Raw genomic sequence first — 26,486 nt, 5'->3', positions numbered from 1 at the left:
AGGCGAGTCGCTGCCTGCGGCGCTTGGGGAGCCGTTATGTCCTCGCACTCATGCGCGGGCCACGGGGCTGGACGAAGCAGGTGCCCTCGTCCGCGCAGGCCCAGCCGGCGCTAACGCCCCTGCGAGCGGGACTCCTCATAGAACTCGACGAGGTGCTTCTGCACGTCGTAGGGAACCTGCTCGTAGCCGGCGGGCTCCATGGTGAAATCGCCCGTGCCGCGCGTGATCGAGCGCAGGCGGGTGGCGTAGTCCACGAGCTCGGCGTACGGCACGGTGGCGGTGACCACGGTGTTGCCGCGCTCATCGGTGTCCATGCCGGTCACGCGGCCGCGCGAACCGGAGACGTCGCCCATCACGGCGCCGGCGTAGCTCTCGGGAATGGTGACCGTGATGTTCTCCATGGGCTCGAGCACCACGGGGTCCGCCTCGGCGCACGCCTTCTTGAGCGCGATGCGTGCGGCGGCGCGGAACGCCATCTCGTTGGAGTCGACCGGGTGGTACGAGCCGTCGTAGCAGGCCACGCGGATGCCCGTCAGCGGATAGCCGGCGATGACGCCTTCCTTCATGGTCTCCTGCACGCCCTTGTCCACGGCCGGGATGAGCGCGCGCGGGATGCGCCCGCCCACGACCTCGTCCACGAACTCGTAGTCCGTGCCGTCGAGCAGCGGCTCGACGCGCAGGTAGCAGTCGCCGAACTGGCCGGCGCCACCGGTCTGCTTCTTGTGGCGGCCCTGGGCGCTCGCCACGCGGCGGATGGTCTCGCGGTACGGGATGCGGATGGGCACGATGTGCGCGGCGACCTTCGTGCGCTCCTCAAGGCGGTTGAGCAGGACCGAGACCTGCGCCTCGCCCACGGCGGAGATGATGGTCTGGCCGGTCTCCTCGTCGCGCTCGATCTTCATTGTCGGGTCGGCCTCGCAGGCGCGGTCGATGAAGGTGAAGAGCTTGTCCTCGTCGGAGCGGTTCTCGGCCTCGATGGCGATGCGGTACTGGCTGTTGGGGAACTGGAAGGCCGCGGCCTCGATCTTGCCGGAGACGGAAAGCGTGTCGCCGGTGTCCGCGGAGATCTTGGTCGTGACGATGATGTCGCCGGCCTCGGCCTTGCCGACCTCGGTCTGGTCGCGGCCGCACATCACGTAGAGGTGCGCGAGGCGCTCGCCCTTGCGGGTGCGGGCGTTGGTGAGCTCGATGCCGGGCGTGAGCGTGCCGGTGAGCACCTTGAGGAAGCTGATGCGGCCCTGCTGCGGGTCGTTCAGGGTCTTGAAGACGAAGACGACGGGGCGGTCGTCCTCAGCGGAGATCTTGAGCGCGTCGCCGTCGACGAGCGGCATCTCGCCGTAGTCGGTGGGGCTCGGGAAGTAGGTCGCGATGTCGTCCATCACGGAATGGATGCCAAGCTCCTTGGTGCAGGAACCAACGAAGACGGGGACGAACAGGCGCTTGGCGATGGCCTCGGAGAGCAGGCTCTCGATCTCGTCCTGGGTGAGCGGCTCGCCATCGAGGAACTTCATCATGAGCTCGTCGTCGGCCTCGGCGACGGCCTCGCACAGCTGCTCGCGGGCCTCATCGGCGGCGGCGCGGTACTCCTCGGGGATGTCGTACTCGGTCTGCGTGGCGCCCTCGCAGTGGCGGGCCTTCATGCGCACGATGTCGATGACGCCCTCGAAGTCGTCACCGGTGCCCCACGGCAGGGTCACGGCGCCCAGGCGCATGCCGAAGCGCTCGCGCAGCTCCTTCATGCAGGTGTCGTAGTCGGCGTTCTCCTTGTCGATGCGGTTGATGAAGACGGCGCGCGCCAGGCGCAGGTCCTCGGCGGCGTACCAGAGCTTGACCGTCGTGGGCTGCGGGCCCTCGGCGGCGTCGACCACGAACAGCGCCGTCTCGCAGACGCTCATGGCCGCGTAGGCGTCGCCGATGAAGTCGGGGTAGCACGGCGCGTCGAGCACGTTGATGCGGACGCCCTTCCAGTCGATCGGCGCCACGGAGGTCGAGATCGAGAACTCGCGCTTGACCTCTTCGGCGTCGTAGTCGAGCGTGGGCTTGGTGCCCGCGTGGCCGCCCAGGCGAGCGGTCTTGCCGGAAAGGTGGAGCATGGCCTCGGCGAGCGAGGTCTTGCCCACCCCGCCTTGGCCTACGAGAACCACGTTCCTCACATCACCGGTTTTGGGCGCACCCATGGCAGCCTCCTTCGTCCAAGGGGCGCGTGGCGGTTGCCGGGGCAAACGGTGCGCAAGGTCGCGCTCTGGTCGCGTGGCAGGCGCGCCACACGCGCACCGAACTCATACGTTATGGACTAGCCTACCCCGGGCGCGGGGGCGTCTTGCGCACATTTCGCCCAGCGCGCGCGGTCGCGCGGTGGATGACAGACGGGGCCCGACCGCGCTGCTGGGCAAGCCGTGTGCCGGCGTCAAGCGGGCCGTGCCGCGCCACCGCGCGGGCGGCCCTCCCCTACTCGGTGCGCAGCGCCGTCACCGGGTCCTTCTTGGCGGCCATGCGCGACGGCGCGAGGCCGGCCGCAAGCGACAGCACGACCGAGATCACCACGAGCGCGATGCCGGGCCCCACCGGCACGGCCGCGAGGTTCTCGACGCCAGCGACCTGGTAGATGATCATGTTCACCGGGATGTCGAGCGCCACGGTGATCCCGACGCCCAAGACGCCGGACACGAGCCCGATGATGAACGTCTCCGCGGTGAAGATCCGGCTCACGTCGCGCTTGCTCGCGCCGATCGCGCGCAGGATGCCGATCTCCTTGGTGCGCTCGAGCACCGAGATGTAGGTGATGATGCCGATCATGATCGAGCTCACCACGAGCGAGATCGCCACGAACGCGACGAGGATGTAGGTGAGCGCGTTCACGATGTCGGTCACGCTCGACATGAGCATGCCCACGATATCGGTGTACTGGATCTCGGTCCCCTCGCCGTCGGCGCGGATCTGCTCGTTGTACTCGTCGATGAGCTCGTCGATGCGCTCCTTGGCCTCGAAGTCCACCGGGTAGATGTTGATGCCCGACGGGTCGTCGAGGTCGGCCTTGCCCAGGATCTCGAGGTTCCCCTCGTAGGTGGCGTTATCGGTCTGGGCGGCCATCTGCTCCGAGAAGGCGGCCGCGATGTCCTCGTCGCTCATGCCGTCCGCACGCAGGCCGTCCACGTACTCCTTGAGCTGGGCTCCCTGGCTGCCGGGCATCTGGGCGATCATCGCCTCGATCTCGTCCATCGTGAGGTTCACGTTCACGTCATCGGAGAACGTCAGCCCGGTGAAGATGTCCGTCGTGCGGTCGGCCTCCTGGGCCCTGACCGCGGGGCTCTCGTCCACCTGCTCGATGAGGTGCTCCATAAGCTCGGGCGTGTAGAGCACCGCGCCCCAGTTGCTGCCCGTGGCGTTGTCCTCCGTGGGGCGCACGATGCCCACCACGCGCACCTCCTCCGCGGCGTCCACGGCGTCGCGCATGTAGGCGTCGTCCTCGCTCATGTCCGCCCAGGTGCCGTCCGCCTGCTCGGCGTACTTCGCGCTCTCGGGCAGCAGCCTGAACGTGAGCGCCAAGAGCTCGTCGTAGGTGTAGGTCGTGGTCTCGGTCGCCTCGACGCGCTCGCCGGCTATGACATCGGCCATCATGCCGCGCAGGTCCGTCTGGTCGAGCAGGCCGAGCGCGTACAGCGTGTAGTCCGAGATGCGGTCGTTCTCGTCGACGTAGATCACGACCTCGTTCCACGCCTCGGGCATGCGGCCGGCCACCACGTCGTAGTCGCGCTCCCAGGTCTCGCGGTTGGGCAGCAGCTCGGTCCACACGTCGTAGGAGGTCCCGCTGCCGCCCGACATGCTCGTGAGCATCTCGGTCTGGGTCGTGCCCATCGAGATGCCGAGCGCGTCGAGCACCGTGGCGGGGTTGACCTGCTCGACCCCCTCGCTCGTGTCCGCGCGGTAGACGTTCAGCGGCGTGGCGTAGGAGTACTCGATGGCGGTCACGAGGCTCTGGATGTCGCCGGGGTTCGTCTCGAGCCACGCCTTGATGGCCTCCATGTCGTTCTCGGTCGCGCCGTTGGCCACGCCCGTGACCATATCGGTCACGAGGTCCTTCGACTCGACGGCGCCCGACGTGTTCGGCGAGCTCACCTCGTCGCTCGCGCCCATCATCGAGGTCATCATGCTCGCCATGTCCATGCTCGTGGCGTTGATGGTGAGCGGGTAGCTCCCCATCGTGGACTCCTCGGTGTCGGCGATATAGTTCTGCGCGCCGTCCGAGAGCGAGAGGATGAGCGCGATGCCGATGATGCCGATCGACCCCGCGAACGCCGTGAGGAACGTGCGCCCCTTCTTGGTCATGAGGTTGGTGAACGAGAGCGCCAGCGCCGAGCGGAAGCTCATCGAGCGCTTGCCCTTGCGGGCGTCCGCCACCGCGTGCGCCTGGACCTGCTCGGGCGTGAGCCGCTCGCGCACGGGGTCGACCGGGCGCGAGTCGTCGGTGATGAGGCCGTCCTTGATGCGGACGATGCGGTCGGAGTACTCCTCGGCAAGCTGCGGGTTGTGCGTGACCATGATGACGAGCCGGTCGCGCGAGAGCTCGTGCAGGATCTCCATGACCTCGACCGAGGTGTCGGTGTCGAGGGCGCCCGTGGGCTCGTCCGCGAGGATGATCTCGGGGTCGTTCACGAGCGCGCGGGCGATGGCGACGCGCTGCATCTGGCCGCCGGAGAGCTGGTTGGGCTTCTTCTTGAGCTGCTCGCCCAGGCCCACGCGACGGAGCGCCTCCTCCGCGCGGCGGCGGCGCTCGGCCTTGGGCGTGCCCGAGAGCACGAGCGCCATCTCGACGTTGGCGAGCACCGTCTGGTGCGGGATGAGGTTGTAGCTCTGGAACACGAAGCCCACGGAGTGGTTGCGGTAGGTGTCCCAGTCGCGGTCGAGGTAGCTCTTGGTCGAGCGCCCGTTGATGACGAGGTCGCCTCTGGTGTACTGGTCGAGCCCGCCGATGATGTTCAGAAGCGTCGTCTTGCCGCAGCCCGACTGCCCGAGGATGCTCACGAACTCGCGGTCGCGGAACGTGACCGAGATGCCCTTGAGCGCGTGGACGACCGTGTCGCCCGAGGGGTAGTCCTTGGTGATGCCTTTGAGTTCGAGCACGGGAAGCCTTCCTAGCAGCATGCCGCGGTGGCCGATTGACGCATTGTAACGTTGTACCCCAACTTCCCACGGAAAACCGTCCTCGGCGGCGGATTTCCATCGGGGGAGCGCCCGGCAGGCAACAGGACCGGGCTACAGGAGAATGGACGTTTGAGGGCCGGGCAGCGTGCGGCTTACTCCTCCTGCATGCTGCGCCAGCGGTAGTAACCGCCCACCGAGACGCCGAGCGCCTCGCACGCCGTCGACACGGCGAAGTGCGGGTCCTCCGCGCGCAGGCGGTCGATGAGCTCGAAGCGACGCGACTTGCGCACCACCCGAGTGCTGCGGGCGTCGGCGAGCTCGACCAGGCCCTCGAGGGCGGCCAAGCGGGTCTTGAGCTCGCGGTTCTGCTGGCGGATGTCGCGCTGCTCGGCGGCTACCTCAACCACGGGCACGGGCGAGGAGGGGCGCATGGGCTTGCGCCAGCGGGCGATGCAGCGCTCGATGCGCTTGTAGCCGATGAACGCCGGGTCGAGCCCCGCCTCGCGGAAGATCGCGGCGGGCGACTCGCCGGCATAGTAGCGCTCCATGCACTGGTTGCGGAATTCAGGGGAATACGAGATCGCGTCGTCGGTCACCGCGGCCACGGCGGGCAGCGACTCAAGGTAGGCGCGCTCTTCGGATGTGAACGTACGGTTAGCCATGGGATGCCTCTCTTACACGCTTGCATCGGGCAGATAAAACAGGCGCGCGCACTTCGCGAGGAAGCACGGGTTCGGCATGCGTACGTCCGAGGTCTCCCCTCGGCGCACGACGCTCATCCGCACGATTGCCGTCCAACCCCCTTGGCAGCAACGGAGGGAATGCGCGCTTGGCAGGGCCAAGCAGCCTAGGGGTTACGCGAGCGCCATACTCCGCGCACCCCATCGCTATCTGAAATGGGACCGGAAGAGTTAAATCTTGTGACCCCCCCCCCATGTTTTTTTCACTTCGCCGAGCGTTTCGCCGGCATGGCGGGCGCTATTCGGCTCGCTTTGGTCCGCGAGCGGGACAATGCAGCAGCAGGCTCCCATCTCTGCAGGTAGAACCGACCATATCGGAATCTGCATCGACGCTCCCAGCGCACCGTCCCCACCGAGCACGAACCGCGGGCAGCGCATCCATGGTTTGGAGGCGTTACCCGAGCTTATCGGTATTATCAGGGGAGACACGCTTTATCTGACAGCGATATCTGTTATGTTTTGAGGTCGTTACGATTGAGATCGCGTGAAAGTTGAGTGATGACCCCCTTATATCATCGGGTCACCCCCACGAGGGGTACCCGACAACCGACCTCGCCCGGCTGAGCACAGAGCGGCATGTACGGTCTTGAGGGGGCATGGCCTTGTATCACCTCTTGACCCCCTTCGGGCCGGCACACAAAACCTCCATAATCGCAGGTTGAGTATGGATACAGCCGCCGCGAGAGACGGGAGCGGGTCGACGCGCGTCGAAGTTCGATGATGAGAAACGGGGCACCCGTTCTAGGAACGGATGCCCCGCCGTGCATCATCGTGCGCCTTGGCCCCGCGCACCCGGGGCGTCAGCCTATGCCCGCGGTGCCGCGGCTAGCGCGCCTTGCGGCGACGGCGCAGCTCGCCGGCGACGATCAGGAGCGCGCCGCTTGCGAGCAGGTAGCCCGCCATGGGGAGCAAATCGCCGGTGGAGGTGAGCCGGTCGAGAAGCGGCGTCGGCTCGTCCACCGCGGTGACGGTAAGACCGTCATCGGCCACGTAGTAGCCCGCGGAGCGCTGGCCGAGGAGCCCGGCCGCCGAGGTCGCCTCGCCGCTCACGGTGCCGTCGAGCGCGACCGTGAAGGCGAAGTCGCCCTCGATGAGCTCATAGCCCTCCGGCGCCGCGGTCTCGGTCAGGGTGTAGGTCTCCCCGGCCACGAGGCCCTCGAGCGCCGCCGTGCCGTCCGCGCCCACCGCGACCGTGCGCTCGGCCGTGCCGTCGGCGAAGGTGCCCGCGATGCGGAACTCCGCGCCCGCGAGCGCGCCGCCGCCGGTGCCCACCTTGGTGAGGTCCACCTGCACGAGCTCGTCGGCCACGGACACCACAGGCGTCTCGCCCGCGTTGTCGATCTGCACGAGCGCCGCCGCGTCCTCAGGCGTCTCGCCGTCAAGCGCCACCGTGCCGTCCTCGTAGACGAGGATGGTCACCGGCTCCATCGCGCGGTAGCCCACGGGCGGCACCGCCTCGGTGAGCACGTAGGCGCGGCCCTCGGGCGAGCCCGCGAGCTGGAGATCCGTGAATACGGCGCCGAACTCGTCGGACGTGAAGGTCTTCACGGCCGAGCCGTCCGGGAAGGTGCCCTCCACCGGCTCGAGCGTGAACTCGGCCCCCGCGAGCACTTGGCCGCCCTCATCGGTCTTCACGAGCGAGATGCCGAGCGCCCGGTCGAGCACCTCGACCGAATCGCCCGCGGCACCCACCGTGAAGCCGTCGGGGGTCTCGCCCACGACGGTCACCGTGCCGTCCGCGGCCACGTCGACCGTGAGGGTCTCGGTCAGAAGCTCGTAGCCCTCGGGCGCCACGGTCTCGGCGAGCTCGTAGCGGCTACCGGCCTTGAGGCCCGTGAACACCACGGAGCTGTCGTCGCCCGTCGTGCCGGTGATGACCTGCGGCTCGCCGGTAGCGCCCTGGGGCAGCACCTCGGTGAGGGTGAACTCGGCGCCCGCGAGGTAAACCTTGCCGCCGCCGGCGCCCGCGGCCTTCACGACCGTGAGCTCGGCCGGGGTATCCGCGACCGTGATGAGCGCGATGCCCGTTGCGTCGTCGTGCGTGGCGGTGAAGGTGCCCGAGCCATTCGCCGGCGCGAGCACGCCGCCCTCGGCACTCGCGATCTCCACGGTGCCGTCAGCGCCAACCGTGAACGTCACGGTCCCGGCGAGCTCGAAGCCCTCCGGCGCGGTGACCTCGGTCAGGCGGTAGGTGCCGCCCGTATCGAGCACGGCTTCCAGGTTCACGATGCCGTTAGCGTCCGCGGTGAAGCTGCGGACCTCCTGGCCGCCGCCTGCCCACGTTGAGGTATCGGCCGGTACGACCTCGAACACGGCGCCCGGAAGCGCGTTGCCCGCGGCGTCGGTCTTAAGGATCTGCACGTGCGTGGCAGGGTCGGTCACCGTGATGGTGGCCACCGCCGTGTCGCCGTCGAACGCGATGGCGTAGATGGACTGGTCATACTCACCCTGCGGGATGATCTCGCCGTGGTCGCCCACCGTGAAGGTGAGCTGGGCCGTCATGTCCTCATAGCCCTCGGGGTAGACGTCCTCGCGGATGGTATAGGTGCCACCCGCCATGAGGCCCTCGAGCGTGAGCGGGCCGACCGCGGTCGTCACCGGGCGCTTGTTCTCGGTCGAGCCGTCGGCAAACGTCGTGCCGTCGACCGGAGTCACGACGAAGCGCGCGTCTGCCAGGTTCTGCGCGCCATCGCTGCCGTTCTTCTGCAGCTGCACCGTCACTGGGCGGTTGGTCGCGGTGATGGTTACCTGGCTGTCCTCGAGCTTAAAGAGCGGATCGTTCTCCGCGGTGTCGTCGACCGTGACCGTGCCGTCATGATGCATGGTCACCGTGATGCCGCCCTGCGCGCAGACATAGCCCACCGGCGCTGCGACCTCTTCGATGCGGTACGTGCCGCCATCGACAAGATCGCCCGTGATGTTCACGAACTCAACGTTACCCGTCGAGTAGTCCTTGGACTCCGTTGTGCCATCGGCGAAGGTGCTGTTGCCAACCGGAGTCACACGGAAGGTTGCGCCCGTAAGCGCACCGCCCGCCTCGTCGACCTTGCGGAGCGTGAGACCCGTCTGAGTGTTCACCACGTTGCCGAGGTTCACGTTAAGGTTGGCCGTACCATTTGCCAGGCGCCCAATGGTGAACGCCTGGGTGGTTACCATGCCGCCGGCACCCGTGGTGCCATCGGGGGCAACATGCTCATAGCCCGGAGCCGCCTGGGTCTCGACAAAGCGGTAGGTGCCCCACGGCAGATTCTCGAGGGTGAGCACGCCGCTCGTGTCGCCGAGCGACTCGGGCGTACCAGCGCTCAGGCTGCCATCCTGGGCCACGTTGACCGTGTAACGGTTGCCGGTCACCAGATTGGTGATGACGTCCTCCCAGTTCCCGCTGGCCGGATCCTGACGCTGAAGGGTGAAGACCGCACCGTTGAGCTGAACGCGCGTATTCGCGTCGATCTTGGTGAGGGTGACCGAGCCTGGTAGGCGCGTGTTTGCCACACCGGCCGAATCGAGCGTGCCGTTATCAACCTGCGCATTCAGCGCCGCTTGCGCACCGGCGTCGGTGAGGTCGAACGTCTTGCCATGGTCCTCGTTCCCAAGCGTGAACGTAATGGTCAGCGGGTTTTGCGTGTTGACTGCATAGCCGGGGTTGGCCGTCTCAGTCAGGCGATAGGTGCCCTTGCGGTTGAGCCGCGCCTCCGAAATGATGAGGTCGCCGTTCGCGTCGGTCGTGAGAGCGGATGCTACGGTCGACCAGTTACCGTCGGTTGGTGCCTGATACTCGAGCTTGAACGTCGCGCCCGAGATGCCGCTGTGCTCCGGATCCTCCGGATCGTCCTCGTCGTACTTATGAAGCGTCACCGTCGCGCCGAACCGCTCGTTGACAATCACTCCGTTGTTATCTCCAACGCGTACGACCGTGCCATGTTCGGAAATCTCGAACTCGAACACGCCATTGGCTGCATTCTCGCCTTCCGGTAAATAGGCGCCATCACTCGTAGAGGTCTCTACCAAGTAGTAATTACCGGGCAGCAGTCCGTCACGAATACTGTCGTGTTCTGAATCCCGACCTTCGCTTGTGTACTGCTTGTCCTCAACGTTTTCATCCCCGGAATTGTACGCACCGTTCGCGCCGGTCGTAATGCCCTCGACCATGAGGACATCCTGCGAGTCCTCGCTCAGATCGGGTTCGTCGCCCGTTTGGCGATACAGATTGAAGGTCGCGCCACTGATGACAGTGCCGCTCGCCCCGCCGAGACGCTTCATGAAGCTGAAGTATCCGCGGAAGATGGGGTCCTCGACGGTGAGCGTCAGGCGGTCGTCCGAGACGCTTCCCTGCTCGCCCGTGTCAAGCGTGAGCAGGGTGCCGTCCTCACCGTTCGCGGCGATGGTGAACGTCACGTCGTCCATACGCGCATAGCCGTCGGGCACCGCGCCCGTCTCGACCACGGTGTAGATACCGGTGGGGATGCCCACGAACCAGCCGGCGTTATCGCCCGTCATCTGGACCGCGCCGTTGCCGCTCGTGACGGCGTTGCCGTTGCCGGTCCCGTTAGGCCACACCGCCCTCTGCTCGGCGCCGCCGGGCCACACCCAGCTGGACACCGTGCCGTCCGAGTCCTTCTGCCATACGCCGTAGACCTTGCCGCCCTGCATGATAGCGAGCTCGAGCGGCACACCGTTCTGAACGATGGGCTCATCGTTGTCGCCGATCTTGTCGATTGTGAAGCGGGTCGCGACGTTCTCGATCGCGCCGGCGGTCTGGTCGCCGGTGTCCGCATCGCCCGCGCCGGTGGTGGTGCCGTCGCTCACGGCATAGTAGCCCGCAACCGAACCGTCGGTTTCGACGGCGCGGTAATAGAGCTGGTTGCCATCGGCGTCGAGCCTAGGCAGGCTGCTGTACGCCCAGGTCCATGTGCCGCTCTTGATCGTCCACGTCGCCTCGGGCGCATGGGTCGCATCCTCGCCGTACTCATAGGTCACGTTCGTCCAACCGTTCGCGAGCTAATTGTCCGTGGTCGATTGCAGCGTCAGCTCAGGCGTCTCGCCCACATCGGGTATGCCGTCACCGTTATCATCCACGGGAACGAGACCAGCTCCGTAGTCCTTCCACGTCTTGGTGCCGCTGAAGTCGATCAGATCGGTCGCGTTGGTAAAGGTCTGCTGCGGCTCCCCCTCGGTGACCGGCGTCGCGCTGGAACCGCCGACCGTGGCCATGCCGTCGCCCAGGTTCTCCCCGGTTAGCGGATTCTTGACATCGTACGCATCGGGCACGACCTCAACCGCACGATACTCATACGGCTTGCCCGCGGCGTCGTACATGGGCAGGCCGGTAAAGGTCGCCGTCGCCTCGTCGATCACGTTGCCGTCGGTGCCGACCATGGCGGAGCGGACGGTCGCCTCGATCTGGTTGCCGTTGACGTCGGTGGCATACGCCCACTGACCGCCTTCGACCCGCTGCTGCAGGCGGTAGGTCACCGTCCAGTAGGTAGAGCCGTCGGCGTTCTGCACCTCATCGCGCAGGCCCCACATGTTGGACTCGTCGTCCCACACCTTCTTGATGGAGAGCTGCGTGGACTCGAGCGTATTGGTGATGGTCGTCGCGCTCTCGATCTCGTTGCCCTGGCCGGGACCGAGAACGTTCTCCGTCTGCTCGGTCACGCCCACGCCGTTGTACGAGAGCGTCTTGTCGTAGGTGATCTCGCAGTTGCCGTTGCTCTGGGTCGTATCGCCGTTCTCGGCGATGTCCACGTTCACGGCCTGCGACCCCTCCGTCTGGGTCATCGAGGACTCGACCACGCGGTACTGCACGTTGTAGCTCTTGCCCTCAACGTTCGTGACCACGGTGGGCACGCTCTCCCAGGTGTAGGTCCAGTTGTTGGCCGCGTCGAGCGTCTGCGTCTCGATCGGCTGCTGCGTGTTCGGCAGGGGCCTGTTCATGCCGCTCGCGCCGAACGCCACGTCGGCGTCCGCCCATGCGGACCAATCGGTCGAGCCGACCACCTGATAGCGCGCCTGGAGCGTCACCTCGATGGAGACGGGGCGCAGGTTCCACTGGTTGCCCTCGTCCTCCTGCCAGACCTTGGTCACGGTCACGCTGCCGTCAAGGCCGTTCACCAGGTCGGAAATCACGCCGGTGTAGTTGCCATCTTGGCCGTCGACCGGCTGCGTGCCCTGGCCCTCGCCCGTGCCGTCGATGACGCGGTACGAGACGGTGCCGTCAGGAAGCCGCTCGGTCACCTTGTAGGTCCAAGCGTTGCCATCCGGCGCCCACTGCTCGAGGTTGGAGATGGTATACGTCCAGGTGTCGTGCTGGTTTGAGCTGTCATCGATCTGCGTCCAGGTGAGGTATGCCTCAGCATCGCTGTTCACGTAGTTGAGCTGGACGGTGTGCTCTGCGATGTTCTCGGTATAGCGCGAGAGCGTGAGGATGACGGAATCCGGGCGCGGGCCGTAGTAGCCGCCGTAATCCTCCCAGCGCTTCGTACCCGTGAGCTCGAGCGTATCGCGGTGGTAGCTGTTGGCGAAGGTCACGTCGACCGTCTGGTCGTAGGTCTTGGTGGTGGTGCCGTCATCGCCCGTGGTCTCAGTCGCCGCGACCACGCGCGTCTCGTCGCCGTTCATGAGGTCCTCGGAGCGCATGCCCTGGGTGCCGTCTGCAAGCTCGACGGTTTCGCCCTCCGCGAGGTCAGGGCTGCCCAAGCTCAGATCGCCCAGGCCCACCGTGGTGGTGTAGCCGTCGATCGAGCTCTCGACCACGTAGTAGTGCCAGTACTCGCCGTCGGGCGCGTAGATGTCGAGCCCCTCGAACGTGTAGGCGAAGCCGGCGTCCGCGGTGTAGGCGAGCCCGCCAGTGTCACCGGTGCCCGACGCCGCCGCGGTGAACTGCTCGCCCGTCACGGTATGGGTCGCCACGAGCTCGGGGTCGCTGGTGTCGCCGTTCTCATGCGTGAACGTGCGGTAGAGCGTATAGGTCACGTCCGGGTAGACGTCGCCATCGACGCGCTCGCCGCTGAAGAGCTTCTTCACCGTGAGGCTGCCATCGGTGGGCTGGTAGACGTTGCGGAGCATGAAGGAGCCGGTCTCACCGTGCTGGACGATGTAGACGTTGTTTTCGAGGTTGGTGTAGACGTCGGAGAGGTCGATCTGCTCGACCTTTTCGGGGTCGTTCCAGTCGGTGCCCTCGAGCGCGTCGGTGCCGATGAGGCCCACGATGACCTCGACCGCGCGATACTCGTAGAGCTCGCCCGCCTCGTTGTAGCGCTCGAGCGCCTCGCCCGTGTCGGTGCTATCCGAGGTGTTGAGCCCCTTGTGGTCGATCGTGAACGAATAGGCGTTGCCGCCCACGGACTCGAGTTCCTGCGTCCACGCGATGGCGCTGTTCGCACCGTCGGCGGTCTCCTCTCCCGCTACCGGCGTCCAGGTTCCGTCAGTGTTGTGCTGGAGGTGCACCGAAGGCCACGCGACCTCCTGACCCGCAGCGCGCACCGGGCGGCGCTGGATGATGATGAGCACCTCGGGCAGATCGTCGCCGTCGACGATGCCGGGGACGTCCTCCCAGAGCTTGGTTCCGTTCGCGACCACGGTGCCCGTAAGCGCGTTATGGAACGTGCCGCCGGACCGCACGGCGTACTGCGAGCCGGATGCCGTCGCGATGTCGCCGTCGGGCACGGCGCTGCTGCCGGGGACGCCCGATTCAGCGCTGCCCTGGGTCTGCGTGTCGATGAGCTTGCCGTAGTCGTCATCGTCCACGCCGTCGACGGTGAACGTCACATCGGCGTAGTCCAGGCTCGCGCCGTCACTCGCCATCTGCTCGGTGGCGTAGTAGATGATTTCGAAGCCGTTCGCGTCGTACTTGAGCAGGTTGTCGATGGAGCATGTCTGCGAATACTGCGATGCCGCGAGGCTCGACGAACCGGAGTCATCCTCGTTGGCGCGCCAGAGCCAGTTCACGTACTCATCGACCTGCTCCGGCACGTAGCCGTTCTCGCTCGTCACGCGATAAAGCGTGAGGTAGATGTCCGGCCGGTTCTGCGCCGAGCCCTCGTTGACGTAGTAGTCGTTCCACTCCTTGTTGAAGCTGGCCGTCGTGGTGCCCTGGCGGCGGTTGGTGGCGGTCCAGGTCTGGCTATCGTGGAAGTGGAGATCGCCCACTTGGTAGGGTTCGCTCGCGACCCCTATGCGATAATCCCCCGGATTCTCGCCGGGTGCCCACACCTCGGCCACCGTATAGTGCACGACCACGCCCTCGCCCGTGTACTTGGGCAGGCCGGAGAAGTAGTAGGTCGCATCGGCCGCCGTGCTCACCGGTACGACGAGCGTGCTTCCGCCGTCCATGACCTGTGCATCCGACGTGGTGTATTGCTGCTTGTCGATCGACGTGCCGCCCTCGCTCTTGAAGACGGGCAGGTAGTTGCCCTCGGTCAAGCGGATGTAGATGAGACCGTTGTACGCTATGAAGGTCGCCCTGGGATCGTCCACCGTGAGCTGGAGCTGGGCATCAGGGCGGGCATCGGGGTCTGCGCCCTCGTCCTTCCAGTCCTTCACGACCGTGAGGTCGACCAAGCCGATGCGGCGGTTCTGGACCGTGAGCATCTGCTCGCCCAAGGTGCCCTCTGCCCCGGCGTCCTTACCGGAGTAGGTCACCTCGTAGACATGGTTCTCGGTCGCCACGCGCGGGCAGCTCTGGTTCTCGGGATACTGGTTATCCCAACCCTGGTTCGCCCAGTACGCGGCATCGTCTCCATAGGCTGCGAGCGCATCGTCGCGGTTTGCCACCACGAGGTACTCCACTCCGGTGACCTCATCGCGGAGCGCGACCTCCTCAATCTCGAGCTGCTCCCACCGGACCATGCTCGAGCCGCCTACCCTGAACTCGTAGAACCAGCCGTTCTCCTCCGAGAGCTCGAGATAGCCCCCGCCCCTCACGGTGCCATCTGCCTCCACACCGAAGAGCAGCGTTCCCTGCGGAATCACGAGGACGCCCTCGGAGCTGTAGATATCCGCTATCGCCCTGACGCTGACCAGGCTCGTGAGGCGATGGGCGGAGTCCTCGCCGTCGACCCATTCCTTGGTGAGGTGGAAGTCGGTCGCCTCACCGGGGCCGAACGAGTTCTTGATGTAGGTGGTGTGCGTTTCCGGGTCATAGGTGCGCTCGCTCGACCAACCGGCGGGTTCCTCCTCCACCACGCGGTACACGTAGCGGCCGCCCGTCTCGTTGTAGAGCGGAAGATCGCTGATGTCGAGGTAGTAGGCGCTCGTCTCGAGTACCGTCGCGCCCTCGAAGCCCTCGGCCACGAACCCGTCCTGGGGCTCGGTATCGACAGTGCCGTCGAGCACGAACGTGCCGATGAGCGTCGTGCCCCGGTAGACGTTGACCGTGCAGGCGCTCGCCTTGTCGGGGAAGTCGACCTGCTCGTGGTAGAACTCGCCGTCGGCCTGCTGCCAGGTCTTGTCCACGTACTCGTCGACCGTGTTGTCGAACGTGTTGGTGATGACGGGGGACTCGCCGGTCTCGTCGATCGTGGAGGTGAAGTGCACCGCCTCGACGGAGTCGCCGTCGCCCTCGGTGGTGTGCAGGTGCAGCGTGAAGCTCGCCGAGCCGTCCTCGTTGCGCTGGAAGTCCACGTCGTCGGCGGTGTAGCCGTCCTGCGTCACGCCGGACTCGACCCAGCGGTAGCGGATCTCCTCGCCCTCCTCGTCATAGCGGTCGAAGCGCCCGCTGATGTCGAGCGTGAGCTGCTCGGCGTTGAAGCCGTCGAGGTCCTGGGTCACGGCGTTGCCGTCGTCGCCGAGCACGTCGGCCCAATGGCCGCCGGCCTCGCTGTCGTCAGCGACCCACTCCTGCAGGGTGAACTCGCAGGTGATCCCCTTCACCTGGTCGGCGAAGGCGTCCATGGCCCAGGTCTTGGTCGCGGTGACCGTGGTCTGGCCCGTCAGGCGGTTGCTCACCGTGCCGCCGTTGTAGGTGAGGCGGTCGGTCGACGGGCGGCTATAGTCCTCAATGGCGGTGCTCCCGCCGCCGCGGTTCTCGTAATTCGGCGCGGTGTCGGTCACAGTGCCGTCATCGGCAACGCTGCCGAGCACGATCTCGTAGTCGGCGAGCTGCGTGTCCTCGCGAACGCCGTACAGGAAGGGGTACCCGTCGGTGTCGTACTTGCCGAGGACCAGGTTCGGATGCTGGTCTTCGAGTACGGCGCCCAGGTTTATGGTGCCGTCTTCGTTGAGCCAACCGCCGTCTGCCACCCGCGTGGAAGCCCGCGAATCGGTCGGGTCGACCGTGATGGTCACGAAGGATCCGTCCGTACCGCGAACCTGAGACGCCGTGGCAGCGGAGCCGTCGTTGGAGTAACGCCAGAGGCTGAACGTGACCGCGCCGCGCTTCGTGGGGTTGCTGCCGTCGAGCCACGCCTTGTTGGCCGTGAAGTCGGTCACGCCCACGTGCGTGAGGATCATCGAGCCGGCCGTCTCCTGCGAGGTGCCGCCGTAGGCAGCGGTCACGTCGCTGCCGCGGTTGGGCACGGCGGTGTTGTCGTAGGTCGCCCCGTAGTAGTCCGTCGTCTGGGTTTGGTCGCGCTCGTAGCGGATACGGTACTCGATGGGCTTGCCATCGGGCGTGTATTGCGGGGAGGTGAGCGTGATGACGAGCTGGTTGTGCTCGTCCCAATCGTCCGACGATATCTCGATGCCGATCTGCGCCCGATCCTCAGCGCTCATCGCATAGAGGGCGGCAAGCGAGTAGCTCGTCCCGTAGGGCTGGTTGTCCACGAACATCTCGAGCCATACGCGGGCGTCGGTGGCACCGATCAGCGCGCCCGGGTCCTCGTCGCCGACCTTCATGATGATGTTGAAGTACTTGTCGGACTCGAGCTGGAAGATCTGGGTGTCATCCGTGCTGTTGCCATGGAAATAGGCGCTGTAATCCTCGCTCTCGGCATCATGGCTCAACAGCCAGGTGACGGTATACTCGGTGTCCGTGCCGTCGTACACGGGGTTGCCCTCGCCGTCTACCACCGGGAAGCCCTCGCCATCGAGCCTCTGCTCGTAGGTGGTGACCGTGAGCTGCGTGGGCAGGCCCGTTGCTGAGATCTCGACGGTGTTCACGCCGGTCGTCTCGACGGTGAGGTGCGCGAGCAGCTCGTTGTAGGCGGCCTCGTCCATGCCGAGGTACGTCTGCGCGTTCGCCGGCGTGAACTCGTGCTGCATGCTGTTCACCGTGAAGTAGAGCTTGCTGTTGCCCTTGATGGTATCCGCCTTGGGACGGTTCGCGCTGTTGTTATCGGCCCATTGCGTGGTGATGCTCTCGGACCCGTTGAAGTTGCTGAGCCGGTACTCGTCCGCGGGCTTGTTCTCGTCCGCAAGGAGCATGAGGTCGCTCATGGCGTTGAGCACGTCAAGGCCCGAGGAGAGGGCGTCCTCCTCGGTGGTCGACTCGGTGGCCGGGTCCTCCTCGATGGGCTCCTCGGTCTCCACGGAGCCTGTCGCCTGGATCTCGCCCTCGATGCCCATCGCCGCCGCGAAGGCGTCGAGCGCAGGGAGGGTGAGGGCCGCGGTCTGGTTGGCACCGCCATCGGTCGCTATCTGGAGGGTCCACTCGATCTGGGCCTCGCCCATGGTCATAAGAGCGGTATCGACCTCGACCTCGAGCGCAAGGCGGATCTTCGCGGTCGCGAGCGCCTCGGTGGCCGCCGCCTCCTCGGCGGGCTCGGTGCCCTCGGTGGGGGCGCCGATGGTGTAGGTGGTGCCGGCCGCATCGGTCGCGGTGACGAAGGTGATGGTGAGCGCGGAGCCATCGGCTGCAGGCTCGGCGGTCGCGATGCGGATGCCGGTCTCATCACCGTTCGCATCGCGCTGGTAGATATCGAAGGTATCGGTGCTCGCGAGCACGATGCCCGCGGGAAGGTTCACGGTGAAGGTGTCGCCGGGCATGATCACGGTGTGGTCGCCCGTCTCGGCGTTGGCAGCCGGGTCGAGCACTGCGGCGAGGTCGAGCGTCGCAGGGAGCTGGGCTGGCAGGAGGGCGCGGACGTCATCCTCGGTGATGACGCCCTCGGCGGGCACGGGTTCGTCGGCTGCCTCTGCGGTATCGACGGCCTCCTCGCCGTCCTCGCCCGCAGCGGGCTCGGTTCCATCCTGGCTGTCCTCGGCCTCGGCGGCAGGGGCATCCTCGGCGTCGTCGGCGGCGAGAGCGGCGAGCTGCTCGGCGACGTGGGCGCGGACCTCCTCCTCATCGATCGCGAGGCCATCGGGGCTGGAGAGCTCGAGGTTCTGGGCGCGGCCGGTCCAGTCCCATGCCTCGACGGCGCGGGGCTCGTCGGTGGACTCGTCGTCGGCGGGCGTCACGGTGCCGGTGGGCTCGCCCTCGGGCGCGCCCTCCTCGGCCTCGGTCGCCGGGGTGGTGTTCTGGGAGGTCAAGGTGCTGCCACCCTGCTGCGTGGTGGCGGAATCACTCTCGGTCCCCGTCGGCACGGTCGTCGTATCGGGCGTGCCGGGCTCAGGATCGTCGCTGCTGCCGGCGGGCTCGGCGGGCTCGCTCGGGGTGGACGGCTGCTGGCCGTCGCCCGGCGCCTCGGTCCTGCCTGCGGGCTCGGTCACGTCGCCCGCACCGTCGGCGGAGCCGTTTTCCGCGTTCACCATAACGGTATGGGCCACGTCGCCCGCGGTCTCCGAGATGGCGAAGGCCACGCCGCTCGACGCGAACGTCTGCCACAGGAACGCGACGATCACGAGGGTCGCCAGCGCCCCGCGCCACTCGCGCCGGGCGACACCGAGCGCGCGGCGGGCGCCCCGCTCGATATGGAAAACCAGGGACTGCGCATCCCGCTCGTGAGCATGCCGACTGCTTGGCTTCATTTGATCTTCCTTCCAGCCGCTCTGTAACCGACGCCGCATCGCCGCCCCGGCGCGCAGTGGTGGAGGATGCCGCCCCTGCGGGCGTCGCGCACCGGAGGGCCCACGCACCGCGCGCACGCGCGCGACGCATAGATACGGATTACTTTAAGGATGGTTAAGATTTCGTTTTTTATGGGTTAAGCAGCGGTTATGTCGCCGATTTACCGCTCGGACCGTCACGTTTTGCGGTGGGGGACACATTTTTCGCCCGCATGGAATATGTGGCTCCCCCTACACTGAATTCCGCAACGAGGTTTCGCGAATGGGCAGGATTCCGTCTTTACTCGCTTCGGTATTCGGTGTGAGTTTTCGCCCCTCCCGATGAGAGCGAATCTGTACCCCCTACCGCATTATTCGAAATGGTTCACCTCGCTTTAATTCATACAAATGCACCCCCTCCTACAAGGCCTCGGAGCACCACGTCCGGCCTTAAGAATTCTCCATTCATTCTCCATAAGTGGAATAACGCGGTCGTGCGCCTACGCGTTTTGCCTGCATCGCGAACCGAGCGGCGGCGACCATCTATACTCAGGGGGACCGCATCTCATGCGGCAGCGCGCCGCGCGCCGCCGCGACGACCATCGGAGTCCCATGTCATCCACCGGCAAGAAACGCACCACACCGTCGGCCCCGCGCCGCAAGGTCTCGAATTCCGCCCTGCGCAAGCAGGCCAAGGCCGCGAGCGGTCCCTGCCCGATCATGCATGCCTGCGGCGGCTGCACCTGGATCGGCATGCCCTACCGCAAGCAGCTCGCCCGCAAGCAGCAGGCGATGGAGGAGCTGTTCGTGCCCCTGCTCGACCGCATGGGCTGGGACGTCGCGCTAGACCCGGTGCGCGGCATGGGCGCCGACGCCGGCGCGACCGGCAAGGCGAGCGCCCCGCGCGCCTTCAGGCACAAAGCCCAGACGCCCTTCGCGCCCGGCCCCGGGGGCACGGTGCGCTGCGGCCTCTACGCCCGCGGCACCCACGACATCGTCGCCGTGCCGGACTGCCCGGTGGAGGCCCCGGGCGCGCGCCGCATCCTGAACGAGGTGGCGCGCACCGCCGAACGGCTCGGCATCCCCGCCTTCGACGAGGACACGCGCCACGGCATCCTGCGCTATGCGGTGCTGCGCATGGGTTGGCGCACCGAGGAGGCGCTGCTCACGCTCGTCACCGCGAAGCGCGACCTCCCGCATGCCGACGCGTTCGCCCGCACCCTCATGGACTTCGACCCGCGCATCGCCTGCGTGGCGCACAACGTCAACACCCTGCCGGGCAACGCGGTGCTGGGCCCCGTGACCCATATCGTCGCCGGGGCGCCCTGTATGCACGACCGGTTGCTCGGCTGCACGTTCGAGATCTCGCCCACGGCCTTCTACCAGACGAACCCCCAGCAGACCGAGGTGCTCTACCGGCTCGCCATCGACGGCATGGGGCTTCGCGCGGGCGACGTGCTCGTCGACGCCTACTGCGGCAGCGGCACGATCGGGCTCACCGCGGCACGCGCGGCGGCGGACACCGGTATCGAGATTGAGCTCGTGGGCGTCGAGCGCAACGAGGCGGGCATCGCCGACGCGGTGCGCAACGCCGAGCTCAACGGCCTTTCGGACCGCGCGCGCTTCATCGCCGAGGACGCCACCGCCTACCTCGAGCGCGCCGCTGCCACCGGCGGGCACGCCGACGTCGTCGTGCTCGACCCGCCGCGTGCGGGCTCCACACCCGCCTTCCTCGCGGCCGCCGCGGCCATGGGCCCGCGCACGATCGTCTACATCAGCTGCAACCCTGCCACGCAGGTGCGCGACCTCGAGCTTCTGGGGGCGGGCGGCTACGCGCTCACGCGGCTCACGCCCGTGGACCTGTTCCCGCACACCCCGCACGTCGAGACGGTCGCCGTGCTGGAGCGCCTCGCCTAGCGCCGCAGGCCGTCTTCGTCGAGCGCCTGCATCCAGGCGATATAGGTGCTCGGGTAGTGGCCGTAGAGGATGCGGATGGGATCCATGCGCGTCGCGCAGGTGCTGATCACGGACGCCACGCCCTGGGGCGTGAGGAACGCGTCGGCAGAGACCACCTGCTCGGAGACCGCACCCACCACGTCGCGCACCGTGTGCGCGTCCGCCGGGTCGTACGGGCAGGGCGCGCCCACCGCGCGCTCGAAGAGCTCGTCCATCTCCCGGTAGGCTGCCTCGAAGCCCGCGTCGTCGAAGGCGGGCAGGTAGAGGTCCTCGCCGTAGCGCGCGTACCCCCAGGACGCGAGCGGCAGGTACGGCACGATGTCCGAGGGGTTCACCACGTTATATATATTGGTGTAGCGCTCCGCGTGCGCCTGGCCGCCGAGCGTGGTCGCCGGCGCGGCAAAGGTGTAGCAGGCGACGGCGTCGCCCGCGGCGAGCCCCAGGGAGCCGGCCGCCTCGCCCGCGAGCTCATCGTCCGCCTGGGCCGCCACGATGTTCGCGATGGCGCCGCCCCTGCTATGGCCGACCACGAGGAGCGTCACCTCCTATCCGCGGCGATGGCTCCCCGCGATCCAGGGGCGCACGGCCTCGATGATCTCGGCCGAGGCGTCCGTGTAGCCGGTATGGTCCCCGCGCTCCGCGAGCGCCGCCGCGACGGCCCGCTAGCGCTCCTCGGTGTCGGCGGGCTCCCGGCCGGCGCCCTCGGCAGTCGCACCGTCGGCACCCGGCGCCGCACCATCGGCGGGCGCCGTGGCGTCGCCGTACTCGAGCACGCGCTCCGCCTCGTCCGCGAGCGCCTCGCGGGCACGGGCCGCGAGCTCGTCGTGCGCCCGCGCGCCGCCCTGCTCGCCCACGTAGAGGTTGCTCACCCATTCCGCGCCGTAGCTGCCGCGCACCGAAACGAGGATGAGCGAGCGCGCGGCCCCGTCGCCGCCATCGACGCGCTTGCGGGCGATCGTGTAGGCAACCGAGTCCTCCTCCTGGATGAAGACGTTGAGCACCTGGTCGACGATCTCGCTCCGGTAGCGGTAGGAATCGGTCGCGACCTCGTCGAAGCCGAGCGCGGCGAGCGCGTCCTCCATGTAGGGCGGGCAGTCGTAGGACGCCTGGTAGTAGTTGGACTCCGCGTACGCGAGGGCCGAGAGCACGGCCGCGGCGCGGGCGAGCTCGTGGTTGTAGGCCGTAGCGTCGCCCGTGAACCAGGAATCGTCCCAGGTTATCGTCGAGGTCGCCTCGCTTGTGGGCGAGGCCATGCAGGTGTAGGAGACCGTCGCCTCGAAGCGGCCGTGCGCCGACGCGTCACCCGTGGCCGCAAGCTGCTGCGGCGGCTCGCGGCGCGCGAGGCCGGAGGTGCGCGTCTGGTAGTAGCGGCACGCGAGCACGATGGCGCAGGCGAGCTCGACGACGCCCGCGATGGCCAAGATGGCGAGCGGCACCCGCCGCACGGCGGCGCGCAGAATCGCCACGGCGCCCCGGCTCATCACTCCCCGCCCCCTCGGCGGCGCGCCCGCATGGCAACCCCGGCGCTAACCGGCGAGGCCGTCGGCGCCGGCGAGACCGGTGAGGTCGCAGACGCCGGCCGCGGCCATCGCGGCCACGAGCGACGCGCGGTCGCGGTTGGCGATGAGCTCCTCGGGGAAGTGGATCTCCTCGAGCAGGGCCTGCGTGCGGGGGTAGCGGCCGATGTAGCGCGCCAGGTGCGCGTCGCTCGACACCGCGATCGACACGCCGAGCTCGGCGCAGCGCTCGGCGATGTGCCGGCACGTGCGGACGATCTTGTTCTTTGAGCTGTGCTCGAGGCTGTGCTCGTTGATCTCGATGAGCTTGTGACGCTCCTTGGCGACCGTGAGCAGCTCGTCCACATCGAAGGGCACCCCCGAGCGGCCGGTGTGCCCCAGCACGAGCACGCGCGGGTGCTCGAGCACGGCGGTGTACATCGCCGTGGCCTGGCCGGTCGTGGCGTCCTTGGCGAAGTCCGCGTTGTGCACGCTCGCGACCAGGTAGTCGAGGTCCTCGGTCACGCGCTCGAAGAGGCTCAGCTCGCGCTTGTAGGGCGAGGCCGTGATCGTCTCGGGGCAGGGGATGTCCTGCGCGAACAGGCGGCCGTCGAGCCCCAGGATGTCGACCTCCGCAGCGCGCAGCACCGTGACGCCGTCCCAGTCGCGCGGCCAGATGTGCAGGTTGCGGAAGAACTGGAAGTTGCGCAGGTGCTGCTCGGTGAAGAGCATCGGGCTGAAGTGGTCGGCCGAGCCCAGGACCTCGAGGCCGGCGGCGCGCGCCGCGGCGACGTTCTCGGATATGGTCGAGTAGGCGTGGCGCGAGAACAGCGTGTGCGTGTGGATGTCGGATTTGATGGAATACATCAGCGATACTCCTCCGCGAGGGCGCGCCATGCGGGCAGCGAGCGCTCGATGACCTCGGGCGCCACGCAGTAGCCCACGCGCACCCAGCCCTCCACACCAAAGCTGTTCGACGGCACGGGGAGCAGCTCATAGGCGCGTGCGCGCTCGCAGAATGCCTCCGCGTCCGGCTCGAGAGCACGAGCCCATAGGTAGAAGGCACCATCTGGCTCGACGAACGTGTAGCCCGCCTCGCGCAGTGCCCCGCAGAGCAGGTCGCGGTTGCGCGCATAGGCGGCAACGTCCGACGGCTCGTCGACGCAATCGGCGACCACGCGCTGGAAAAGCGCCGGCGCGCACACGAACCCCAGCGCCCGCGCGGCACCCGCCACAGCGCACATCACCCGACGCGCACCCTCGCTCACCTGGGGCACGAGCACCCAGCCCACGCGCTCGCCGGGAAGCGAGAGCGACTTGCTGTAGGAGTAGCACACGATGGTGTGCTCGTAGAGGCTAGGCACCCACGGGACCTCGGCGCCGTAGGTGATCTCGCGGTACGGCTCGTCGGAGATGAGGACGATCGGCTGCGGGTGGCCCAGGCGCTCGGCGCGCGCGGCGTTGGCGCGCTCGAGGGCGGCGGCGAGCGCCTCGAGGTTCGCGCGCGGGTAGACCACGCCGGTGGGGTTGTTGGGCGAATCGATGATGACGGCGGCGGTGCGCTCCGTCACGGCCGCCTCGACGGCGTCGACGTCGATGAGGAAGGTCTCGGGGTCCGCCGGGACCTCGACGCAGGTCGCCCCCGCGGTCTCGATCCACACGCGGTACTCCGGGAAGTACGGGGCGATGACGATGACCTCCTCGCCCGGGCAGGCGACAGCCTTGAGCGTGCAGGACACGGACGCCGCGGCGCCCACGGTCATGAACACGTCGGCCGCGTCATAGGAGGTGCCGAAGCGGCGGTTCAGCGAGTCCGCGACCGCCTGGCGCGCGGCGGGGAGACCCGGCGCGGGCGTGTAGCCGTGCAGCTCGGCCGGGCTCAGCTCGGAAAGCGAGCGCTCGATGCTCGCGCGCACGGCATCGGGCGCCGGCACGCTCGGGTTGCCCAGGCTGAAGTCGAACACCTTGTCGGCGCCGATCTGCGCCTTGCGCTCGTTGGCGTAGCTGAAGATCTCACGGATGACCGAGCTCTCGGCCCCGCGCTCGTACATCGTCTCGTTGATCATGCGTCCCCCTCGGATGCCATGGCCTCCTCGGCGAAGCGGGCCGCCTCCTCGGCGATCTCCTCGTCGCTCTGGCGCGGCTTGCGGCTGCGCGCGGAGCCGGCCGGGGCGTCGAGCGCGCCCTGCTCTTTCGCCAGGTACTCGTCCCAGGTGCCGTCAAGCAGAGCCTCGACGGCCTCGCCCTCGACGGTCTCGCGCTCGAGCAGCACCTCGGCCATGACCTTCAGCTGGTCGCGGCGCTCGGTGAGGATGTCCTCGGCACGCTGGTGCGCCTCGCGCATGATGCGCTGGACCTCGGCGTCGATGCGGCGCGCGGTCTCCTCGGAGTAATCCTGGTGGTCGGCGTAGTCGCGGCCTAGGAACACCTGGTGCTGCGCCTCGCCGAAGACCTGCGTCCCGAGCTCCTCGCTCATGCCCAGGCGCGTCACCATCTCGCGGGCCATCTTGGTCGCGCGCTCGAGGTCGTTCGACGCGCCGCTCGTGATGTCGGCGCACATGAGCTCCTCGGCCACGCGCCCGCCCAAAAAGACGGCGAGCTCGTCGAGCATCTCGTTTCTGGTCTTCAGGAAGTGGTCCTCGGTGGGCAGCTGCATCGTGTAGCCGAGCGCCTGCCCGCGCGGGATGATCGTGATCTTGTGCACGGGGTAGGAGTGCTCCAGCACGTGGCCCACCAGCGCGTGGCCGCTCTCGTGGAAGGCGATCGTGGTGCGCTCCGTCTCGGTCATGACGCGCGCCTTGCGCTCGGGGCCGGCGATGACGCGCTCCATGGACTCCTCGATCTCGGCCATGGTGATGCGGCGCTCGCGCCGGCGCGCGGTGAGCAGCGCCGCCTCGTTCATGAGGTTCGCCAGGTCCGCGCCGGTGAAGCCCACGGTGAGCTGGGCGAGCTTGTCGAAGTGCACGTCGTCGGCGAGCGGCTTGTTCGCCGCGTGCACGCGCAGGATCTGCTCGCGGCCGCGCACGTCCGGGCGGTCGACCGTGATCTGGCGGTCGAAGCGGCCGGGGCGCAGCAGCGCCGGGTCGAGGATGTCCGGGCGGTTCGTGGCGGCGATGAGGATCACGCTCTCGCTCTCCTCGAAGCCGTCCATCTCGACGAGCAGCTGGTTGAGCGTCTGCTCGCGCTCGTCGTGGCCGCCGCCCAGGCCGGCGCCGCGCTGGCGGCCGACCGCGTCGATCTCGTCGATGAAGATGATCGAGGGGGCGAGCTCCTTGGCCTTGGAGAAGAGGTCGCGCACGCGGCTCGCGCCCACGCCGACGAACATCTCGACGAAGTCGGAACCCGAGATCGAGAAGAACGGCACGCCCGCCTCGCCGGCGACCGCCTTGGCGAGCAGGGTCTTGCCGGTGCCCGGAGGGCCCACCAGCAGCACGCCGCGCGGGATCTTCGCGCCGAGCTTGCGGTAGCGCTCGGGGTCGGCCAGAAAGTCGCGGACCTCCTCGAGCTCCTCGACCGCCTCGTCGATGCCGGCGACGTCCTTGAACTTGACCTTGGGGCGCATGGCCTCGTCGGTCTTGGCGTTGGTCTTGCCGAACTGCATCGTCTTGCTGTTGGCGCCCATCATCTGGCGCATGAGGTAGAAGACCGCGATGACCATGATGATCGTGGGCACCGCGTTGATGAGGAAGTCGGTGAGGGCGTTGGGGTTGTCCGTGTCGACCTCGTAGGTCACCTTGGGGTAGCGGGCCATGAGCTCGGAGAGCGAGTCGGAGCCCACATAGGTGGAGGTGAAGGGCACGAGCGCGGCCTCGTCGCCCTTGTCGTCGGCGTCGGGCCAGTAGGTGCCGCGCACCTCGCCGGTGGCGACGGTGTAGACCACGGAGTCGACGGTGCCGTGCTTCACGGCCGAGACGAACTCGTTGGTGGCGAGCGCCTGGGCCTGCTCCTGCGCCCCCCAGCCGCCGCCCATGTTGAACGCCAGGTAGGCGATGAGCGCGCAGGCGAGGAGCATGTAGAGCAGCGACGTCCGCGAGGGGCCCCGGCGCCCGCCGTTGCCCGGGCCGCCGGCGCGCCGGTCGGCGACCATGTCGTCGATGCGGTCGAAGAAGCCCTCCTCGGGCGAGCGCGACGGCTGCGGCCGCTCGGGCTCCTCGGGCTGGCGGGGATGCTCCCCGGCGCCCTCGGGCTCCGCAGGCTGGGTGCCTTGCGGAGCGCCGTCGCCCTCGGGCCCCCTCGCGGCGTCGGAGCCGGCCGCCTCCTCGGGCACGGGACCGGCCTCGGGACGGGG

General features: G+C 67.7%; 11 protein-coding genes. 1 reads left to right on the top strand and 10 read right to left on the bottom strand.

The annotated features are described in order from the left end of the window. Positions 1-110: 110 nt before the first annotated feature. From FS885_RS03870 to FS885_RS03850, 5 genes are all read right to left on the bottom strand, one after another. On the bottom strand, positions 111-2,177 hold the full coding sequence (locus FS885_RS03870; RefSeq protein ID WP_144743685.1) for an elongation factor G: 2,067 nt from the start codon (positions 2,175-2,177) through the stop codon (positions 111-113). Between the two features lie 271 nt (positions 2,178-2,448). Next, positions 2,449-5,121, bottom strand: coding sequence for an ABC transporter ATP-binding protein/permease (locus FS885_RS03865; protein ID WP_144743684.1), 2,673 nt, complete (start codon positions 5,119-5,121; stop codon positions 2,449-2,451). 173 nt (positions 5,122-5,294) lie between these two features. Continuing rightward, a complete protein-coding gene (locus tag FS885_RS09910) occupies positions 5,295-5,804 on the bottom strand; it encodes an HTH domain-containing protein (protein WP_186365772.1) in 510 nt (169 codons plus the stop codon). A gap of 903 nt (positions 5,805-6,707) precedes the next feature. Continuing rightward, the gene (locus tag FS885_RS03855) at positions 6,708-10,859 is read right to left on the bottom strand and encodes a SpaA isopeptide-forming pilin-related protein (protein ID WP_144743683.1); all 4,152 of its coding nucleotides are present in this window, start codon (positions 10,857-10,859) and stop codon (positions 6,708-6,710) included. A 21-nt stretch (positions 10,860-10,880) separates the two neighbouring features. After that, positions 10,881-18,728: a Cna B-type domain-containing protein gene (locus FS885_RS03850; RefSeq protein WP_144743682.1), complete on the bottom strand. Its 7,848-nt coding sequence runs from the start codon at positions 18,726-18,728 to the stop codon at positions 10,881-10,883. A 630-nt stretch (positions 18,729-19,358) separates the two neighbouring features. Here FS885_RS03850 and rlmD point away from each other — a divergent pair. Next, positions 19,359-20,663 (top strand): 23S rRNA (uracil(1939)-C(5))-methyltransferase RlmD, encoded by a 1,305-nt coding sequence (gene rlmD / locus FS885_RS03845; RefSeq protein WP_144743681.1) that lies wholly within the window; start codon positions 19,359-19,361, stop codon positions 20,661-20,663. On the opposite strand, the gene FS885_RS03840 is transcribed toward rlmD, so the two are convergent. The 5 genes from FS885_RS03840 to ftsH form a co-directional block, all read right to left on the bottom strand. Continuing rightward, the gene (locus tag FS885_RS03840) at positions 20,660-21,244 is read right to left on the bottom strand and encodes a lipase family protein (protein ID WP_144743680.1); all 585 of its coding nucleotides are present in this window, start codon (positions 21,242-21,244) and stop codon (positions 20,660-20,662) included. The genes rlmD and FS885_RS03840 overlap by 4 nt on opposite strands. 120 nt (positions 21,245-21,364) lie before the next feature. Further along, positions 21,365-22,183 carry a hypothetical protein gene (locus FS885_RS03835; protein WP_144743679.1) on the bottom strand — a complete coding sequence of 273 codons (819 nt, stop codon included), beginning with the start codon at positions 22,181-22,183 and terminating at the stop codon, positions 21,365-21,367. Between the two features lie 45 nt (positions 22,184-22,228). Then, positions 22,229-23,065, bottom strand: coding sequence for a PHP domain-containing protein (locus tag FS885_RS03830; RefSeq protein WP_144743678.1), 837 nt, complete (start codon positions 23,063-23,065; stop codon positions 22,229-22,231). Then, a complete protein-coding gene (locus FS885_RS03825; RefSeq protein ID WP_144743677.1) occupies positions 23,065-24,264 on the bottom strand; it encodes a pyridoxal phosphate-dependent aminotransferase in 1,200 nt (399 codons plus the stop codon). The genes FS885_RS03830 and FS885_RS03825 overlap by 1 nt, the downstream gene beginning before the upstream one ends. Continuing rightward, on the bottom strand, positions 24,261-26,285 hold the full coding sequence (gene ftsH, locus FS885_RS03820; RefSeq protein WP_144743714.1) for an ATP-dependent zinc metalloprotease FtsH: 2,025 nt from the start codon (positions 26,283-26,285) through the stop codon (positions 24,261-24,263). The genes FS885_RS03825 and ftsH overlap by 4 nt, the downstream gene beginning before the upstream one ends. Positions 26,286-26,486: the final 201 nt, after the last annotated feature.

The organism is Enorma burkinafasonensis, from assembly GCF_902150035.1.
In the GTDB taxonomy this organism is placed as follows: Bacteria; Actinomycetota; Coriobacteriia; order Coriobacteriales; family Coriobacteriaceae; genus Enorma; species Enorma burkinafasonensis.
Note: the sequence above shows the minus strand (reverse complement) of the source record. Positions and strands in the feature narration are given on the sequence as shown.

Excerpts from the sequence above, each read along its gene's own strand:
- FS885_RS03870 (WP_144743685.1), bottom strand. The coding sequence starts at position 2,177 with ATGGGTGCGCCCAAAACCGGTGATGTGAGGAACGTGGTTCTCGTAGGC.
- FS885_RS09910 (WP_186365772.1), bottom strand. The coding sequence starts at position 5,804 with ATGGCTAACCGTACGTTCACATCCGAAGAGCGCGCCTACCTTGAGTCG.
- FS885_RS03850 (WP_144743682.1), bottom strand. The coding sequence starts at position 18,728 with ATGAAGCCAAGCAGTCGGCATGCTCACGAGCGGGATGCGCAGTCCCTG.
- rlmD (WP_144743681.1), top strand. The coding sequence starts at position 19,359 with ATGTCATCCACCGGCAAGAAACGCACCACACCGTCGGCCCCGCGCCGC.
- FS885_RS03835 (WP_144743679.1), bottom strand. The coding sequence starts at position 22,183 with ATGAGCCGGGGCGCCGTGGCGATTCTGCGCGCCGCCGTGCGGCGGGTG.
- FS885_RS03830 (WP_144743678.1), bottom strand. The coding sequence starts at position 23,065 with ATGTATTCCATCAAATCCGACATCCACACGCACACGCTGTTCTCGCGC.
- FS885_RS03825 (WP_144743677.1), bottom strand. The coding sequence starts at position 24,264 with ATGATCAACGAGACGATGTACGAGCGCGGGGCCGAGAGCTCGGTCATC.
- ftsH (WP_144743714.1), bottom strand. The coding sequence starts at position 26,285 with ATGGTCGCCGACCGGCGCGCCGGCGGCCCGGGCAACGGCGGGCGCCGG.